General features: G+C 60.3%; 13 protein-coding genes and 1 other RNA gene. 5 read left to right on the top strand and 9 right to left on the bottom strand.

Annotated elements, in window-relative coordinates; genetic code table 11:
* Nucleotides 1-31 precede the first annotated feature (31 nt).
* Nucleotides 32-1,456 carry a type I glutamate--ammonia ligase gene (glnA, locus tag FHX76_RS02525; protein ID WP_167147484.1) on the top strand — a complete coding sequence of 475 codons (1,425 nt, stop codon included), beginning with the start codon at nucleotides 32-34 and terminating at the stop codon, nucleotides 1,454-1,456.
* 283 nt (nucleotides 1,457-1,739) lie between these two features.
* Here the strand turns inward: glnA (FHX76_RS02525) and FHX76_RS02520 are convergent, their stop codons facing one another.
* The 3 genes from FHX76_RS02520 to FHX76_RS02510 all read right to left on the bottom strand — a co-directional run bounded on the left by FHX76_RS02520 (nucleotide 1,740) and on the right by FHX76_RS02510 (nucleotide 6,480).
* Complete coding sequence (locus FHX76_RS02520) at nucleotides 1,740-4,751, bottom strand: bifunctional [glutamine synthetase] adenylyltransferase/[glutamine synthetase]-adenylyl-L-tyrosine phosphorylase (protein WP_167147482.1); 3,012 nt, start codon at nucleotides 4,749-4,751, stop codon at nucleotides 1,740-1,742.
* A 62-nt stretch (nucleotides 4,752-4,813) separates the two neighbouring features.
* On the bottom strand, nucleotides 4,814-6,151 hold the full coding sequence (gene glnA, locus FHX76_RS02515; RefSeq protein WP_167147480.1) for a type I glutamate--ammonia ligase: 1,338 nt from the start codon (nucleotides 6,149-6,151) through the stop codon (nucleotides 4,814-4,816).
* A 143-nt stretch (nucleotides 6,152-6,294) separates the two neighbouring features.
* Nucleotides 6,295-6,480: a hypothetical protein gene (locus tag FHX76_RS02510; protein WP_167147478.1), complete on the bottom strand. Its 186-nt coding sequence runs from the start codon at nucleotides 6,478-6,480 to the stop codon at nucleotides 6,295-6,297.
* 80 nt (nucleotides 6,481-6,560) lie between these two features.
* On the opposite strand from FHX76_RS02510, the gene map reads away from it, so the two are divergent.
* Entirely contained in the window at nucleotides 6,561-7,427 is an 867-nt protein-coding gene (gene map / locus FHX76_RS02505; protein ID WP_167147476.1) for a type I methionyl aminopeptidase, read from the top strand.
* A gap of 79 nt (nucleotides 7,428-7,506) precedes the next feature.
* Nucleotides 7,507-8,319 carry a polyphosphate--glucose phosphotransferase gene (ppgK, locus tag FHX76_RS02500; protein ID WP_167147474.1) on the top strand — a complete coding sequence of 271 codons (813 nt, stop codon included), beginning with the start codon at nucleotides 7,507-7,509 and terminating at the stop codon, nucleotides 8,317-8,319.
* A 90-nt stretch (nucleotides 8,320-8,409) separates the two neighbouring features.
* On the opposite strand, the gene rnpB is transcribed toward ppgK, so the two are convergent.
* The 4 genes from rnpB to FHX76_RS02480 form a co-directional block, all read right to left on the bottom strand.
* Nucleotides 8,410-8,776: RNase P RNA component class A (rnpB, locus tag FHX76_RS02495), an RNA gene on the bottom strand.
* Nucleotides 8,777-8,909: 133 nt separating this feature from the next.
* Nucleotides 8,910-9,644: a zinc ribbon domain-containing protein gene (locus FHX76_RS02490; RefSeq protein ID WP_167147472.1), complete on the bottom strand. Its 735-nt coding sequence runs from the start codon at nucleotides 9,642-9,644 to the stop codon at nucleotides 8,910-8,912.
* Between the two features lie 206 nt (nucleotides 9,645-9,850).
* Entirely contained in the window at nucleotides 9,851-10,699 is an 849-nt protein-coding gene (locus FHX76_RS02485) for a Nif3-like dinuclear metal center hexameric protein (RefSeq protein ID WP_386762177.1), read from the bottom strand.
* Between the two features lie 123 nt (nucleotides 10,700-10,822).
* Nucleotides 10,823-11,386, bottom strand: coding sequence for a hypothetical protein (locus tag FHX76_RS02480; protein ID WP_208402415.1), 564 nt, complete (start codon nucleotides 11,384-11,386; stop codon nucleotides 10,823-10,825).
* A gap of 169 nt (nucleotides 11,387-11,555) precedes the next feature.
* Between FHX76_RS02480 and FHX76_RS02475 the strand changes: the two genes are divergently transcribed.
* The gene (locus FHX76_RS02475; protein WP_167147470.1) at nucleotides 11,556-12,404 is read left to right on the top strand and encodes a universal stress protein; all 849 of its coding nucleotides are present in this window, start codon (nucleotides 11,556-11,558) and stop codon (nucleotides 12,402-12,404) included.
* A 207-nt stretch (nucleotides 12,405-12,611) separates the two neighbouring features.
* Complete coding sequence (locus FHX76_RS02470; RefSeq protein WP_386762174.1) at nucleotides 12,612-13,211, top strand: nitroreductase family protein; 600 nt, start codon at nucleotides 12,612-12,614, stop codon at nucleotides 13,209-13,211.
* A gap of 60 nt (nucleotides 13,212-13,271) precedes the next feature.
* On the opposite strand, the gene FHX76_RS02465 is transcribed toward FHX76_RS02470, so the two are convergent.
* Both FHX76_RS02465 and FHX76_RS02460 read right to left on the bottom strand, forming a co-directional pair.
* On the bottom strand, nucleotides 13,272-14,123 hold the full coding sequence (locus FHX76_RS02465) for a rhodanese-like domain-containing protein (protein ID WP_167147468.1): 852 nt from the start codon (nucleotides 14,121-14,123) through the stop codon (nucleotides 13,272-13,274).
* 50 nt (nucleotides 14,124-14,173) lie between these two features.
* Entirely contained in the window at nucleotides 14,174-15,832 is a 1,659-nt protein-coding gene (locus FHX76_RS02460) for an ABC-F family ATP-binding cassette domain-containing protein (RefSeq protein WP_167147466.1), read from the bottom strand.
* Nucleotides 15,833-16,071: the final 239 nt, after the last annotated feature.

Below are 16,071 nucleotides of genomic sequence, written 5' to 3'. Positions count from 1 at the left end.
CCTAGCACGATTCATCCTGGAGTTCGTTTACATGTTTAGTGATTCTTCCGAAGTACTGAAGTTCATCAAGGATACCGACGTAAAGTTCCTTGACATCCGTTTCACCGACCTTCCGGGTGTGCAGCAGCACTTCAACATCCCGGCCTCTACCGTTGACGAAGAGTTCTTCTCAGTCGGCCAGCTGTTTGATGGATCGTCGATTCGCGGCTTTGCCACCATCAACGAATCAGACATGCAGCTCATTCCTGACGTCTCAACGGCATACATCGACCCGTTCCGCACGCACCGCACCCTTGTTATTGTCTTTGACATCTATAACCCGCGTACTGGCGAGATCTACTCGAAGGACCCTCGTCAGGTAGCGAAGAAGGCCGAGAAGTATCTCGCGTCGACGGGCATCGCTGACACCGCGTTCTTTGCGCCGGAGGCCGAGTTCTACATCTTCGACGACGTACGCTACGAAGTGAACCAGCACTCCAGCTTCTACTCGGTTGACTCCAGCGAAGGCGCTTGGAACTCCGGCCGCGAAGAAGAAGGCGGAAACCTCGCCAACAAGACCCCATACAAGGGCGGATACTTCCCCGTCTCGCCCGTTGACCAGCACGCCGACCTGCGCGATGACATCTGCGTAAAGCTCGCTGAAGTTGGCCTTGAGCTTGAGCGTTCACACCACGAAGTCGGAACCGCCGGCCAAGGCGAGATCAACTACAAATTCGACACCATGGTTTCGTCGGCTGACGACATCCTCAAGTTCAAGTACGTTGTAAAGAACACGGCAAACGAGTGGGGCAAGACCGCAACGTTTATGCCGAAGCCGCTCTTCGGCGACAACGGTTCGGGAATGCACGTACACCAGTCGCTGTGGAGCGACGGAAAGCCGCTGTTCTACGACGAGTCAGGCTATGGCGGGCTCAGCGACATCGCACGCTGGTACATCGGCGGCCTGCTCAAGCACGCGGATGCCGTTCTTGCGTTCACCAACCCGACCATCAACTCCTACCGCCGCCTGGTGAAGGGCTTCGAAGCCCCTGTGAACCTTGTGTACTCGGCAGGCAACCGTTCGGCTGCCATCCGCATCCCGATTACGGGAACGAACCCGAAGGCAAAGCGCATTGAGTTCCGCGTTCCTGATGCCTCAGGCAACCCCTACCTCGGGTTTGCCGCCCAGCTCATGGCCGGTATTGACGGAATCAAGAACCGCATCGAGCCGCACGAGCCGATTGACAAGGACCTCTACGAGCTTCCGCCAGAAGAGGCAAAGAGCATCCCTCAAATCCCTGGTTCGCTCGAGGAATCGCTTGTTGCGCTTGAGAATGACCACGACTTCTTGCTCGAAGGTGGCGTATTCACCCCCGAACTCATCTCAACATGGATAGAATATAAGCGCGAGAACGAGATCAAGCCGCTGGCACAGCGTCCACATCCGTTCGAGTTTGAGCTGTACTACGGAGTTTAACCTCAGCGCTGGCTAGGGTCAGTAATGAGTTAACCGTCCGATGTACTAGCGGTTGGATCGTTTCGGGGGAAGCGGTCTGATCGCACCGACCCGGCAGGTTTTTCGAGGAATGGGCATGCGCCCGTTCGCTCTCGATACCTGCCGGGTCGTTTTTTATTTCTTGGGTTGGCGACCGCCCGATGCTGGCACGGCTCCGCAAGCTACACACGCAAGCTAGGCCCGACGGCCATTCTGGACCGAAAGATTCAACCCTCGGCGTCAACAGGCCCGAACGGGCGTTGGGCTATTCGCCGTAGAAATCCCGCTCGAAGACCACTCGCGCGCGGCGTGTGGTTGCGAGATAGTGCTGTTCAAGATCGTTTGCGGAGCCAGGAGGGAAGCCAACAATTCGCGCAATGCCCTCGAGCTGGTCGCGGTCTGAGGGCAATACATCACCCGTCTTATTGAGCCAGAGCGTGATTGCCGAACGAACCCGAGTCGCGAGAATCCATGCTTCCTCAAGCAGCAAGGCATCCTCGCGGTCAACAAGCCCTTCTTCTGCCGCCACCTTGAGCGCGCCAAGAGTAGACGTGGTACGAAGGCCAGGAACACTGTGGGCGTGGATGAGCTGCAGCAACTGAACAAACCACTCAACATCGCTCAGCGAGCCGCGGCCAAGCTTGAGGTGACGCATTGGATCGGCGCCCTGCGGCAGCCGTTCGCTTTCGACCCTTGCCTTGATTCGACGAACCTCGCGGATATCGAGTTCACTCATGGCTGGTCGGTATCGAACGGTATCCGCAAGGGCCACAAAATCGTCCTGCAGCGCCTGGTCACCGGCGACCGGCCGGGCACGGAGCAGCGCCTGAGCCTCCCATGTGAGGGACCATCGCTCATAATAGGCAGCGTAGGAGTGCAGCGACCGAACCACAGGACCGTTTTTGCCCTCTGGCCGGAGCCCAAGATCGATATCAAACGGAAGCCAGGGATCCTCGGTGAGCCGTTTGATCTCGGTCACAATCTGCTGCGCTGTGCTCTGGCCCGTATCGAGCGCTGGATCAATCGTGCGATACACGTACATGAGGTCGGCGTCCGAGCCAAAGCCCATCTCGGCTCCCCCGTATCGGCCCATGGCGATGATCGCGAACTCAATGCCGTCTGCGCCAGCGATGACTTCGCGTTCGCGAATGGCTTTGAGTATTCCCGCGAGCATGGCCGTGTTGGTGTCTGACAGGGCTGTGGCGGTCTGTTCCTGCGACGCAACGCCCACAAATGAGGCCATGGCCGCCCGCAACACCTCACGGCGCCGAATATGCCGGATCGCTGGTGCAATCGTGTCGACGCTCTCGTGCCGGGAAACAATTGAGTTCACCTCGTCGGTGAGCGCACCGAGAGTTGGAGCTTGGAGAAGCTTATTCCCCTCGAGCCACGCGACGGATTCGGGGATGCGTTCCATGAGCTCACCGATAAAGCGTGACCCTGACAGCACAGCCGTAAGCCGTTCGGCGGCCGACGTCGAATCACGCAACAGCCGAAGGTACCAGGGCGTCGTGCCAAGCGTGTCGCTAATCCGGCGGAAGGCGAGAAGCCCGTAGTCGGGATTTGCCCCCTGCGAGAACCACTGCAGGAGCACGGGAAGCAGGTTGCGCTGGATGATGGCCCTCCGCGAGACTCCAGCGCTCAGCGCCGCAATATGCCGCAGCGCGCCGGAGGGGTCAACAAACCCGATTGCGCTGAGTCGGGCGGCCGCCTGTTCGTTGGTGATGTTCGCATCGTCCACGTTGAGCGCCGAGATATTTGCCGTCGCCGCGGCGGCAAGCAGCGGGCGATAAAAGAGCTTCAAATGCAGCGACCTGACGCGGCCCTTGATTGATTCCCAGTACGAGATGAGGTCGGCGGCATTGGTTGCGAGACCGGAGGCACGGGCAAGCCAGCGCTGACCGTCCTCATCGCGCGGCATGAGCGCCGTGCGGCTGAGCCTCCAGAGTTGGAGGCGGTGCTCGATCAGGCGAAGATGCCGATAAGCATCCACAAACTCTGCTGCGTCATCGCGACCGATGTAGCCGCCCTCCGCCAACGCCTCGATCGCGGGAATCGTGCCGCGGACATGAAGTGTCTCGTCGTTCTGGCCGTGCACCAGTTGCAGCAGTTGGACGGTGAACTCAATATCTCGGAGGCCGCCTGGGCCAAGCTTGATCTGGTAATGCACGTCTTCGCCAGGGATATTGGCGGTCACGCGCTCGCGCATCTTTTGCACGGAGCCAACGAAGTTCTCTCGCGAACCACTCGACCAGACGAGCGGCCAGATAGCGGCAAGATATTCGTTGCCAAGCTGCGGGTCTCCTGCGATGGGACGGGCCTTCAACAGGGCCTGAAATTCCCATCCCTTTGCCCAACGGTCGTAGTATGCACAGTGTGAGCAAAGCGTGCGGACAAGCGCGCCATCTTTGCCCTCCGGCCGGAGGTTGGGGTCGACTTCCCAAAGCGCAGGCTCTGTTGAGAGGCCATGGATGCCTTTCATGAGCTCGGATGCGAGCCGCGTTGCGATTGTGATGGCCCTGTCTGTTTCGAGGCCGCTGTCGTCGGCGGCTTCGCCAACAAAGATAACGTCAACATCGCTCACATAATTGAGTTCTTCTGCACCCGTTTTGCCCATCGAGATAACCGCGAGTTTGGTCGCGAGCACCTGCTCTCGCGAAAAGGATTGACCCATTGAGCTCGGATCTGACACCGTTCGCCTGGCAACGGCGAGCGATGCCTCGATAGCGGCAGCGGCAAGGTCGCTCAGCGCCCGCGCAACCTCGTCAAAGGCGAGAGCGGGCTCTGGAGACTCAAGATCAAAGCAGGCGAGCTGGGCAACGTGCCTGCGGTATCGCGTGCGCAGCGCATCCCAGTCTCGTTCGGTGGCGCCAGGACCGGCTCCGGTTGCGACCCCGTCAACTGCCGCGACGGATTGCAGCAGGGAATCAACATACTCACGCAGTTCTAGAGGTTCTAATGCCGGATCGCACAGCCATTCGAGTTCTTCTGGGTGCCGGCAAAAGAACTCGCCAAGCCCAACAGACGCGCCGAGGAGCCGAACCACGCGTTGTGGGCAATCGCGCAGGACAACGGAGGCCTCGGCCGGGCTGTTCTCAAGCAGGTCACCAATGAGTCGCAGCGCCGTATCGGCATCCGCGCTTACCGCGAAGAAGTCCAGCCAGTCGGGCATTGGCCACAACCCGCGCTCGGTGAGCGCCTCAAGTCGTTCCCGCGCCTGGCTCAGGTCGGTAAAGCCCGCGCGGGCAACCTCGGTGAGGGAAGTTGTGCGCCCCACGTCAGTTCACCAGCCCCGTGGTTGTGATTGATCGCATGCGCACTCGTTTTGGCCCGTTTCGCTTAGAGGATGCCCAGGTTATGTTTGAGCTCAAAGGGTGTCACTTCGGCTCGGTAGCCCTTCCACTCCTCGCGCTTATTGAGGATGGAGTAGTTGAACACCTGCTCGCCAAGGGTCTCGGCGACAAGCTCGGAGCTTTCCATCGCGGCGATAGCATGATCGAGGCTCGCTGGCAGCGGGTTAAAGCCAAGCGCCCTGCGCTCGGAATCGGTGAGCTGCCACACGTTGTCTTCGGCCTCTGGCGGAAGCTCGTAGCCTTCTTCGATGCCCTTGAGTCCGGCAGCAAGCAGCAGCGCAAACGACAGGTACGGATTGGACGCTGAGTCAATGCCACGATATTCAACGCGGCTGCTCTGGCCCTTGTTCGGCTTGTACATGGGCACGCGCACGAGTGCGGAACGGTTGTTGTGTCCCCAACACACAAAGCTTGGGGCTTCGCCGCCGCCCCACAGGCGCTTATACGAGTTCACAAACTGGTTTGTGACGGCCGTAATCTCGGGCGCGTGCGTGAGCAAACCAGCGATGAACTGGCGACCGGTCTTGGACAAGCGGTACTGTGCACCTGGCTCGTAGAACGCGTTCTGGTCCCCCTCGAAGAGCGACAGGTGAGTGTGCATCCCTGAGCCCGGCTGGTTGCTCATGGGCTTTGGCATGAACGTCGCGTAGACGCCCTGGCTGATGGCAACCTCTTTGACCACGGTGCGGAAGGTCATGATGTTGTCGGCCGTTGCAAGCGCGTCGGCGTAGCGAAGGTCGATCTCGTTCTGGCCGTGACCAGCCTCGTGATGGCTGAACTCAACGGAGATTCCGAGGTCTTCGAGCATCCGCACGCTCTCACGACGGAAGTCATGGGCTGTGCCGCCAGGCACGTTGTCGAAGTAACCAGCCTGGTCAACCGGCTCTGGGCCGTTCGGGCCATACTCCGATGACTTGAGCAGATAAAACTCGATCTCTGGATGGGTGTAGAACGTGAAGCCTTTGTCGGCGGCCTTTTCGAGCATCCGTTTGAGCACGTTGCGGGGGTCTGCCACGGCTGGCTGACCGTCTGGCGTTGTAATGTCGCAAAACATCCGGGCGGTCGGGTCGATGCCGGCCCGCCACGGGAGGATCTGGAACGTGGCAGGGTCTGGGAACGCGAGGAGATCCGACTCGAACGAGCGCGTGAGCCCCTCGATGGCAGAGCCGTCAAACCCGAGTCCTTCAATGAAGGCGCTCTCAACCTCGGCTGGCGCGATGGCCACCGATTTGAGCGTGCCAACCACGTCGGTAAACCAGAGGCGGACAAACTTGATGCCGCGCTCCTCGATCGTGCGTAGAACAAAATCTCTTTGCTTATCCACGGGCACACCCTTCTTGAGTCACTCTCACCAGATTACTGCCTCTCGCTGACACTTCAGTACACACGTCGTGGGGTGCGTTCTTGTTCGTGGGGTGCATTTTTTTGCGCCCCACGAGGAATAACGCGCCCCACGAGTGGAGAGAGTCAGTCTTCGGCGGCCTCTTCGGCCGCCCATTTGGCTGCGCGCTCCTTGATAACCTCAGGGGCGCGTGCGGCTTCCGCCTCTGTTGCAAACGGGCCGACGCGATACTGGGCGAGCGACTGCGGCCCTTTCTCTACCTCACCTGTGCGGGAGTTGAACCAAAACTGCGTGTCTGGATTCTCGGACATGATGTACCTCCGTGCTCGTGCGGATTTGCGGTGCGCCACAAACGGTCAGAATCAATCGACCTCCCCATAGAATAGAACGTATGCCCAAGGACACCAACGGCCATCTCATTGCGGGGACGATCTCCCCCGAACGTGCCGTACCACAATCGATCACGCGCCCGCCATACGTTGGCAAGCCGAAGCCACCTGAGTACACCGGGGACAACACCTACACTCCCGAGCAGGTTGAGCACATCCGCGCGGCCGGTCGCATTGCGGCCCAGGCAATCCAGGCCGTTGGCGAAGCCATCGTTCCAGGGGTGACGACAGAAGAACTCGATGCCATCGGCCACGAGTTTGTGATCGCGCACGGTGCCTACCCGTCAACACTCGGCTACCGTGGATACCCAAAGTCGCTGTGCAGCTCGGTGAACGAGGTCATCTGCCACGGCATCCCAGACGACACCGTGCTCGACAAGGGTGACATCGTCAACATCGATATCACGGCGTACCTCAACGGCTACCACGGAGACACCAACTACACCTTCCGTGTTGGCGAGGTAGCCGAAGAGGTCGACCTGCTCATCGAGCGCACGCACGAAGCACTCATGCGCGGAATCAAGGCGGTTGCGCCAGGACGACAGGTCAACATCATCGGCCGAGCAATAGAGTCGTACGCAAAACGCTTTGGCTACGGCGTTGTCCGCGACTTTACTGGCCACGGCGTTGGCGAGGCCTTCCATAGCGGGCTCATCATCCCTCACTACGATTCCGCTCCTCAGTTCAGCGATGTCATCGTGCCAGGCATGGTCTTTACCATCGAGCCGATGCTGACACTCGGCACACACGAGTGGGACATGTGGGAAGACGACTGGACCGTCACGACCAAAGACAAGAGCATCACGGCCCAGTTCGAGCACACGCTCGTTGTGACCGAAACGGGCACCGAAATCCTCACCCTTCCCTAACTCGGGTTTTGCGGCGCGCAGCCGTTCCCAACGCGCATCCACACCACACCACACCACACCACAGCACGAAAGAATCACTATGGCATCGCAGCACAATGGAGAGCAGCAGACCGCAGAACAGCTCTACGCCGAGCAGTACCCAACCGAGCACCAGTACGCGGTCGGCATCGATATTGGAGGCACCGGCATCAAGGGCGCGCTCGTGGATGTTTTCACGGGCGAGCTGGTGAGCGACCGCTTCAAGATTGCGACGCCAGAAGGGGGCGAACCCGAAGACATCGCGGCAACCGTACACGAGATCGTCGGCATGATCCCGGATGTGTCGCCGGAAACTCCCGTCGGAGTTGCGTTCCCTGCTATCGCAAAATACGGCAAGACGCTCTCTGCCTCAAACGTGTCGAAGCGTTGGATCGGGCTTGAGGCCGCCGAGCTCTTCTCAACGACGCTCGGACGCCCAATTACCTTTGCCAACGACGCGGACGCGGCAGGTCTCGCTGAGGTCCGCTACGGCGCAGCCCACAATCACCAGGGGCTTGTCTTCGTAACAACTCTTGGAACCGGCATCGGAACGGCGCTCATTTACAAGGGCATCCTCGTGCCAAACCTCGAGTTTGGGCATCTCCAATACAATGGCGATTCCATCGAGCGATATGCCGCAAACTCGGTACGCGAACGCGAGGGCCTTGACTACCCAGAGTGGGCCGAACGCCTGCAGGTCTTCTTTGACCAGATCGAGGCGCTGTTCACCCCAGACCTGTTCATCGTTGGAGGCGGCGTCTCAAAAAGCCACGAGAAGTTCTTGCCACTGCTCAAGCTGAACACGCCGATTGTTCCGGCAGAGCTTCGCAATAATGCCGGCATCATGGGCGCGGCAGCTCTCGCGGTTTCCTAATAGTGCCTCGTGGGGTGCGTTTCTCCTCCCGGGGTGCATTATTTTGCGCCCCACGAGCGAGTTTGCGCCCCACGAGCGACGGATGAGAAGTGAATGGGCCGACTATTACGCCGGGTTCTGTCCCCGGGATTGCTCCCGCTGGACGGCCATCTATCTACGACGTACGTTACCGCACGCCTCTAGCGGTCTACCCGAAAACTCGGCGGGCCGCCTCAACGTTTTCTGTCTGACCTTGCTCCGGACGAGGTTTACCTAGCCGATCGTGTCACCACGTTCGCTGGTGGTCTCTTACACCACCGTTTCACCCTTACCGCCGCGTGCGAGACGCGGAGGCGGTTTGCTTTCTGTTGCACTTTCTCGCGGGTTGCCCCGGGTGGGTGTTACCCACCGTCCTGCCCTGTGGAGCCCGGACGTTCCTCGGTTTCCTTACGGATTCCGCGACCGTCTTGTCGACCCATTCACACCTTCTATTCTAGGCCAGCGAGGATGCCTGCCAGAACCGAGCATCCATTCGCCGCTCGTTGCGATTATTTGGGCGTGGATTCGCAATGAGTGGCGAACCGATCCGCCGGTGAGGGATGCGACGAGTCTTAGAGCCCCGACTCGTTTGTGCGAACGAGGATTGCGCCGCTGTCTTTGCAGAAGATGATCTCGTCTGGGGCCGCAGCGCGGATGGAGGCGAGGTCAGACTCTGTGAGGGCCATGTTGCTGCCCTCTGAGATGCCACGGCGGATGAGCGCGGCGCCAATACCGTAGCGCTGGCGCGTTTCTTCGTAGAGCGAAAGGAGCTCGGGGTCAATTTCCGCAACGAGCGCTTGGCGCTGGTCGGTGGCCTCTTCGCGTTCGAGGCCAATGGACACAATGGCTTCGGCGATCTTCTTCTCAAGCTCAATGCGCTGGTCGTTGATTCCGGCAAGCGCTGCCTCAGCCTCGGCGAGCACGGCCTCCTCTGCCTCGAGGCGCTCCATGACGACAAGCGTCACCTCTTCGAGCTCTGCGGTGCGGCGAGCAAGCGTCTCGAGCTCGCCCTCAAGCACAACTGCCTCTTTTGAGTTTGTGCTGGTTGCCATGCGCTGCTCGTCACGGGCCGCTCGGGCACGTACGGTTGCGACGTCGTCCTCGAGTCGACGGATTTCGAGCTGACTCGCTTCGACGATGCCACGCGCACGGATAGCGGTCTCCTTTGCGGATGACAGCCCTGCCTGTAGATCGCTGAGCGCCTTGCGCTCCGGCAGCGTTTTCTCTTGGTGATTCAGTCGGCCAAGGCGGTTGTCAACGGCCTGCACATCGAGCAGTTTTTTCTGTTGCCCTTGGGATGCTTTCACGTTGAGTCCTTACGTTGGCCAGGCTAGGTAGATTCGAGGACGCGATACACGCGCACCGTGAATCAATCCTAACGAATATCCCACGCGTCTCATTCCAACGTTCTGAGAGTCGATCGGCACACAGATTTGTCACAAATCCACCGACACAGGCCAGGAACGGTGAATTGACACCCATTCTGGGCACACCGCTCAGACAACGAGGGAAATTACTGGACGATTGTAAAGTCCCAGACATCAGTCCTGAGTTCGCTGACGACAACCTCCACACCTGGCAGTTGACGGCGGAGTTGCTCGGCGGCACCGTCGAGCCACAGCCACTCGCTTGCCCAGTGTGAAACATCAATCAGAGCAGGCCCGCCTTCCGCGCGCGATTGCTCACGAGACTCGGAGGCAGGATGGTGACGAAGATCACTTGTCACGTAGACATCGGAACCAAGCACGAGCGGATTCTGCAGCAGGCTGTCTCCTGCCCCTCCGCAAAGCGATACGGACCGAATGGGTTGCGCAAACTCGCCAGAGACTCGGATTCCGGATGCCGTCGCGGGCAAAACCTTGGCAACGGCCCTGGCAAACTCGCCGAGGCTCGTTGCCTCCGGCAACACTCCTACGCGACCGATGCCTGCGCCGTCGCCCGCAGAAACGTTGCTTGGGACGAGGGGCTGAACCTCGGTGAGCCCAAGAAGCTGCGCGATGCGGTCAGAGACCCCATCGGCAGGGCTGTCCGCGTTGGTGTGCGCCGCGATGAGCGCACAATTGTCCCGGATCAGGTCGGCCAGCAACGCCCCCTTATAACGGTCCTCCGCAATGCTTGTCACTCCCCGGAGCAAGAGCGGATGATGGGTGAGCAAGATGTCCGCGCCGAGGGAAACGGCTTCGTCGACGGTATCCCGAACGGCATCAACTGCGAGCAGCATCCGTTGGACGGGGCGGCGAGGGTCACCGCTCACAAGCCCAACCCTGTCCCAGTCTTCTGCCGCCTGTTCTGGCCACAGCCGATTGATCACGGCATGAACTTCGGCAACGGTCGGGGGCAACAATGGGGCTGAAACTGACATGCTTTGACCATACCCGTTCGAAGGCCAGCTTCGCCCGTTGTCGCTGCAATATGGGCGCTGGCACACCCCGATACTCGGCCATCGCTAGCGAGGCAGCGAGACCAAGGCAGTTGGGCGCTGCGGCTAATGAATAATCACCTTGAGCGCAACAATAATGACGCCAAATAGCGCGGTGCACACCGCCCCAAGGAGTCGCCAACGGATGCCGGTGGCCCAGCGAGCCACCCCGATATATCCGAGGATTCCAAGGAGGAGCGTGTCAACCCAGAGTGCGCCCCAGATGGCGTTGTTATCGGACAGGACTCCTGCCGCGCCAAGCAACAAGACCAGCGACGGAACAAGGGCGGCAATAAGTAGCCCGGTCGAATGCTTAATCGACCCAAGCAAGGCCGATCCAAAACCAACCTTGAACTTTTCACGATCGGGAAGGCCTTCCGTGCCGTCGCCAAGATGGGCAACCGTTCCCGCATAGACGTGGGCGGCCCAAAACACCAGGACCGTGCCCAGCGTTCGAAGGAACACGTCCCATGAGGCGTCCGCATATTGGCCGGTTACGAGGATCAAACCAGAAACAAGAATGACGCCGTAGACAGCAGCCTCAGTGACAAACCCGCGAGGACTCCACTGGGCCGCTTCCTGTTTGCCCTGCGCCGACACCGACGCACCAATCGTCTCGTCTTGTGTCATGGTGCGCTCCCCCGTTTGTGTCCGACCCCGCACCGGCAGAGGCGGACATCCCTGAACGATAGTTTAACCATCAGCAAACTGGCACGGATACCCCCAAAACGAGTACGGTTAAGAGTGAACGGGGCCCACCCATTCGCCCCGTCTGAAGCCCCACGAAAGGTGCTAGACCATGACTCAGCGAATTGTTATTGGTATCGACGGATCAGAGCCGAGCAGGGCCGCAATTGCGTGGGGTGTTGAACGTGCCTATCGCTACAATGCCCCCGTTCTGCTTGCGCACGTTGTTGATGATTCGTTCCTCTCCGAGAGCCCTGTCTTCATCAGCGAAGCACGGGCAGCCGCAGAGCAGATTGTCGCCTCAGAGCGGGAATATGCCGAGTCTCTTAACCCCAATGTGCCCATCACAACCGAAATCGTCGTTGGCAACCCCGCACACGAGTTTCAGCGGCTCTCAGAGGGTTCAGCCCTCGTTGTGCTTGGCACGCACAAGGGCAGCAAAGTGCCAGGCATGTTCTTTGGCACAAAGGGAATCAAGATTGCGGCCGTCTCGAAGTCGCCGGTTGCTATCATTCCGCTCGAAAAAGGCGTTGAGCGTTCCGGTGTTGTTGTTGGCATCGACACGTCAGAAGCAAGCGAGAAGGCGCTCGCCTACGCGGCAGCTGAAGCAGACCGAACCAACCAGCCGCTTATCGCTATTTACGCGTGGACACCTCCCGTCACGCCGGGCCTCGAGTACCTGTGGAGCGACCAGCTGCTGACTACACAGCGCGAATCAGCAGAGAGCGCCATCGCCATCGCGCTGGGCGGCCTTCCCGAACAATACCCAGACCTCAAGATTATTCGTGAGGTTGTCCAGGCTCCCCCGGTTGCAGCGCTCCTCACCGCCGCCGAAACCGCGCAGCTTCTGGTCGTCGGCAACCGAGGTCGCGCCGGAATCGCCCGCCTGCTCCTCGGCTCGGTGAGTCACGGAGTGCTGCAGAACGTGCAGTGCCCAACCGTCGTGGCACGCACGGAGTAGGCACAGCGTTCGCCCGAGAGCACCGCGATGTTGCAGGGGCTCTCGGGCCAAACAGAGTTTCTTTTGGGCTATCGGAATAAGTTGACGCCCGACCTGTTGTACTCGATGGGCAACGGATGCTCAACCTCGCGTCTGTGGGTCCTCTCGGTTTCATGGCGCGCACATCCGGATACCCTCCCGACATTGTTTCCGAGAAAGAAGATCCCAGTGACCAACGCTTCGCCAGCAACATCATCCCGCACCGCCGAAACGAGCGCCCCCATTCTTGAGGTGCTCGCAGAACGCTGGAGCCCACGCAGTTACGACACCACCGTCGACATCGACGAGGCAAAGCTCACATCGGTGCTCGAAGCTGCACGTTGGTCGCCGTCAGCCTCAAACAGCCAGCCGTGGCGTTTCATCGTTGCCCGTCGGGGAAGCGAATCATTCACAAAGATCCACGACAACCTCATGGGCTTTAACCAGGCGTGGGCAGGCAACGCGGCAGTTCTGATCGTTGCGCTCGCTGAGACCGTTGACGAAGACGGCAAGACGCGGCCCTGGGCCGAATACGACCTTGGCCAGGCATCCGCTCATCTGTCTGTCCAGGCGCACCACGAGGGACTGCACATCCACCAGATGGGCGGCATCGTGGTTGATGGCCTTCGCGACGCGTTCAACCTGCCAGAGTCGCTCACTCCCATCACGGCGATCACCCTCGGCACGCTTGCCGCGCCGGAGGAACTTGCCAACGACATCCTTCGTGAGCGCGAAGTTGCACCGCGCGAGCGGAAGTCGCTTGACGAAATTCTTGTTGTCAACGACTAGTCATATTCGACCTCATAACGGGCCCCGCCGCAGACCATGCGACGTGGGCCCGTTTTGCGATCAGCCGCGGGCTTCACCCGTGGCAACGGGTCGATCAAGGTTTGACCACTGGGACCACGAGCCGGGGTAGAGAGCCACGTCATACCCGGCAACGGTTGCGGCAAGCGCAAGGTGTGCCGCCGATATTCCGGAGCCGCAGTACATGCCGATCACCTCGTCGGCAGATGTGGCACCGGCCGCAATCAATCGTTCGCTGAGTTCAGCGGCCCCGAGCAGCCGCCCGTCATTGGTCGTCAGTCCTGCCGTCGGGAGGCTGCGCGCGCCGGGAATATGGCCGGCCCGAGGATCGATCGGCTCAACTTCGCCACGGTAGCGTTCTCCCGCTCTGGCATCGAAGAGCACACCCGTTTTGGCAATTGCCGCGGCAGAATCGCTGTCGAGCACCGGCAGTTGCGACCAGTCGGCTATTGCGGTTCCTTCGGCTGGCTGCTGCTCGATCGTTTCGGTCTCGCCCGCCGCTGCCAGCCAGCCGCGCCATCCTCCATCGAGCACCCGCACATCGATAAACCCGGCGAACCTCAGCAACCACCACGCTCGCGCGGCCGACATGCTTTTCCAATCGTCGTACACCACGACAGTATCGCCCTGGTTGATTCCCCATCGGCGGATTGCCTGCTGCAAGACGTCCTTGCTCGGCAGCGGATGCCGACCGTCACTCGGCTCGCCGTGACGAGCCAGTTCAGTCTCCATGTCGACGTAGACGGCCGCAGGAATATGACCGGCGTCGAATTGGTCGCGCCCGTCGTCTTCGCCGAGGCGCCATCGAACATCGAGGATGCGCACCGGCCGCTCAGAGGCGGTAAGCGATCGAAGCTCGGCTGGCGTGATGAGTGGATGCGGCTTGAGCGTCACTGAAGTCTCCTCAATGGTAGTTGCTCACTATTATTGCGCTCCGTCCCTGCTCATCCCAGTGCTGTGAGCGATAAGCGTGGCCAGCCAGACAATCGACTCAGGAGCTGGCGGTCGTGAGAAACGACAACAACCGCAGTCTGTAGCCCGTTCAGCTCGTTGATCAGGTCAGCAACGAGGTCAGCCGACAGGTGATTCGTCGGCTCATCGAGGAGCAACACGTGAGGCCGCAGCGCAAACACCGCCGCAAGGTCAACACGTCGTCGCTGCCCGACAGACAGTTCTGACAGCTTTTTCTCGGTATCCTCTGGATGCAGCAGACCGAGTTCAAGCACCGTTTCGACGGCCGCGTCTGTCCACACTGGTTCGCCACCGTCCGAATCCTGGGACAGCAAACCAACTCGCACGCCGGATGCCGTTCTCACGGTTCCAGCTGAGGGCTCAAGTTCGCCGGAGAGCAGGCGAAGCAGGGTAGATTTGCCAACGCCGTTTGGGCCGGTGACAACGAGCCTCGATCCAGTCTCCAACGCCACCGATACATCTTGGTCAAGACGCCCGTCACAACGCACGTGTGACGCCGTAAGTAGTGTGCCCTCGTGAACATCGTCCGGCCCCTTCACCCGCAGTTCGAGTGGTGGACGGGGAATATCCACCGCGCGTTCTGCAAACTCGCGCTGCCGATCATGGAGTGCGCGCACAAGCGCAGGCGCCCTTGTCGCCCGCGTGTGTTTTCCGGTTCCCTTTGGCGGACGCCACCCGCTCACCAGTCGCGACCTCGCTTGTTCAAGGCCCGATTCGAGTCGCTGCCCTTCCGCAACCTGCTGCTCGTAGTCAGCGCGCCAGGAGGCGAGTTCGCGCGCGCGACCATTCACGAACGCGTCAAACCCACCGCCATAGATGCGAGGCTGATTGTCCCGCGACGGGTCAACATCACACACGTTGGTGGCGACGTCTCGCAGCAGTGCCCGATCATGCGACACAACAACGCTGGCTCCGGTGCGTTCGCGAAGGGAAGCGGTCAGGAACCTCAGCGCTTCGGCATCCAAATGGTTCGTTGGTTCGTCAAGCAGCACAACGTCGTAGGTGCCACCGAGCACGCACGCGAGACGAAGGCGATGTCGCTGTCCGGTCGAAAGCTCGTTCAAGCGTCGTGCACGCTCAAACGAAGCGCCAAAGCCGGCAAGTGCCTGCTCCATACGCCGATCGGCATCCCAGACTTCGAGCAGCTGGGCACGTTCGAGGGCAGTACTGTATGCACTCTGCACGTCGCGATTGCCGGGATGCGATGCGAGGCGTTCGGCGCTGCGCTCAAGTTCGAGCTCGGCCAAACGGGCCGCTGCGAGCTCGGCATCAACCACATCGGAGACGGTAGTGGCCGACTCCGATTCAATCACCAGCTCCTGAGACACGTAGCCGAGCGTTCCGATGCGCCGGATCGAGCCGGCGACAGGCGTCAACTCGCCAGCGAGCAGCCCGATGAGCGTCGTCTTTCCTCGACCGTTTCCGCCGACCACGGCCCAACGCTGTCCCGGGGTGATAACAAGTGAGCAATTGCTCAGAACCGGCTTATGCCCGTAGTGATACTCGATCTGCGTCGCGACGAGCTGGGCCGAGGGTCCCGCCGGATGCTCTCGCGGCGAACCCGCAAGCTGCAGGCCCGCCCGTTGTTGATTCTGGGCGTATTCGCCCGAAAGTTGATCTGCGTTATTCATGAGTTTTCCCTGTACACGGTCGCAACTGGGGCAGCGTAACTACGCCCCGGCTGGCATACAAAAGCTGCCAACCGGCGCAGGCGGGCAGTCAGTGACGGCCTGCGAGAGGATGCGACACAGAACGAAGCGCGTGAGAGCGCGCAAATGATCCGTTTGCGACGATCGGCTCGTGACGAGCCTTGACGCAATGGTGTTCGTTACAGGAAGAAGTAGTGACGCATGAATCAAGAATACCAGGT

Source organism: Lysinibacter cavernae (genome assembly GCF_011758565.1).
Classification (GTDB): domain Bacteria; phylum Actinomycetota; class Actinomycetes; order Actinomycetales; family Microbacteriaceae; genus Lysinibacter; species Lysinibacter cavernae.
This window is presented reverse-complemented; position numbering and strand designations above follow the sequence as displayed.

Coding starts and splice junctions, on each gene's coding strand:
- glnA (WP_167147484.1), top strand. CDS start 32: ATGTTTAGTGATTCTTCCGAAGTACTGAAGTTCATCAAGGATACCGAC.
- FHX76_RS02510 (WP_167147478.1), bottom strand. CDS start 6,480: ATGTCCGAGAATCCAGACACGCAGTTTTGGTTCAACTCCCGCACAGGT.
- map (WP_167147476.1), top strand. CDS start 6,561: ATGCCCAAGGACACCAACGGCCATCTCATTGCGGGGACGATCTCCCCC.
- ppgK (WP_167147474.1), top strand. CDS start 7,507: ATGGCATCGCAGCACAATGGAGAGCAGCAGACCGCAGAACAGCTCTAC.
- FHX76_RS02485 (WP_386762177.1), bottom strand. CDS start 10,699: ATGTCAGTTTCAGCCCCATTGTTGCCCCCGACCGTTGCCGAAGTTCAT.
- FHX76_RS02480 (WP_208402415.1), bottom strand. CDS start 11,386: ATGACACAAGACGAGACGATTGGTGCGTCGGTGTCGGCGCAGGGCAAA.
- FHX76_RS02475 (WP_167147470.1), top strand. CDS start 11,556: ATGACTCAGCGAATTGTTATTGGTATCGACGGATCAGAGCCGAGCAGG.
- FHX76_RS02460 (WP_167147466.1), bottom strand. CDS start 15,832: ATGAATAACGCAGATCAACTTTCGGGCGAATACGCCCAGAATCAACAA.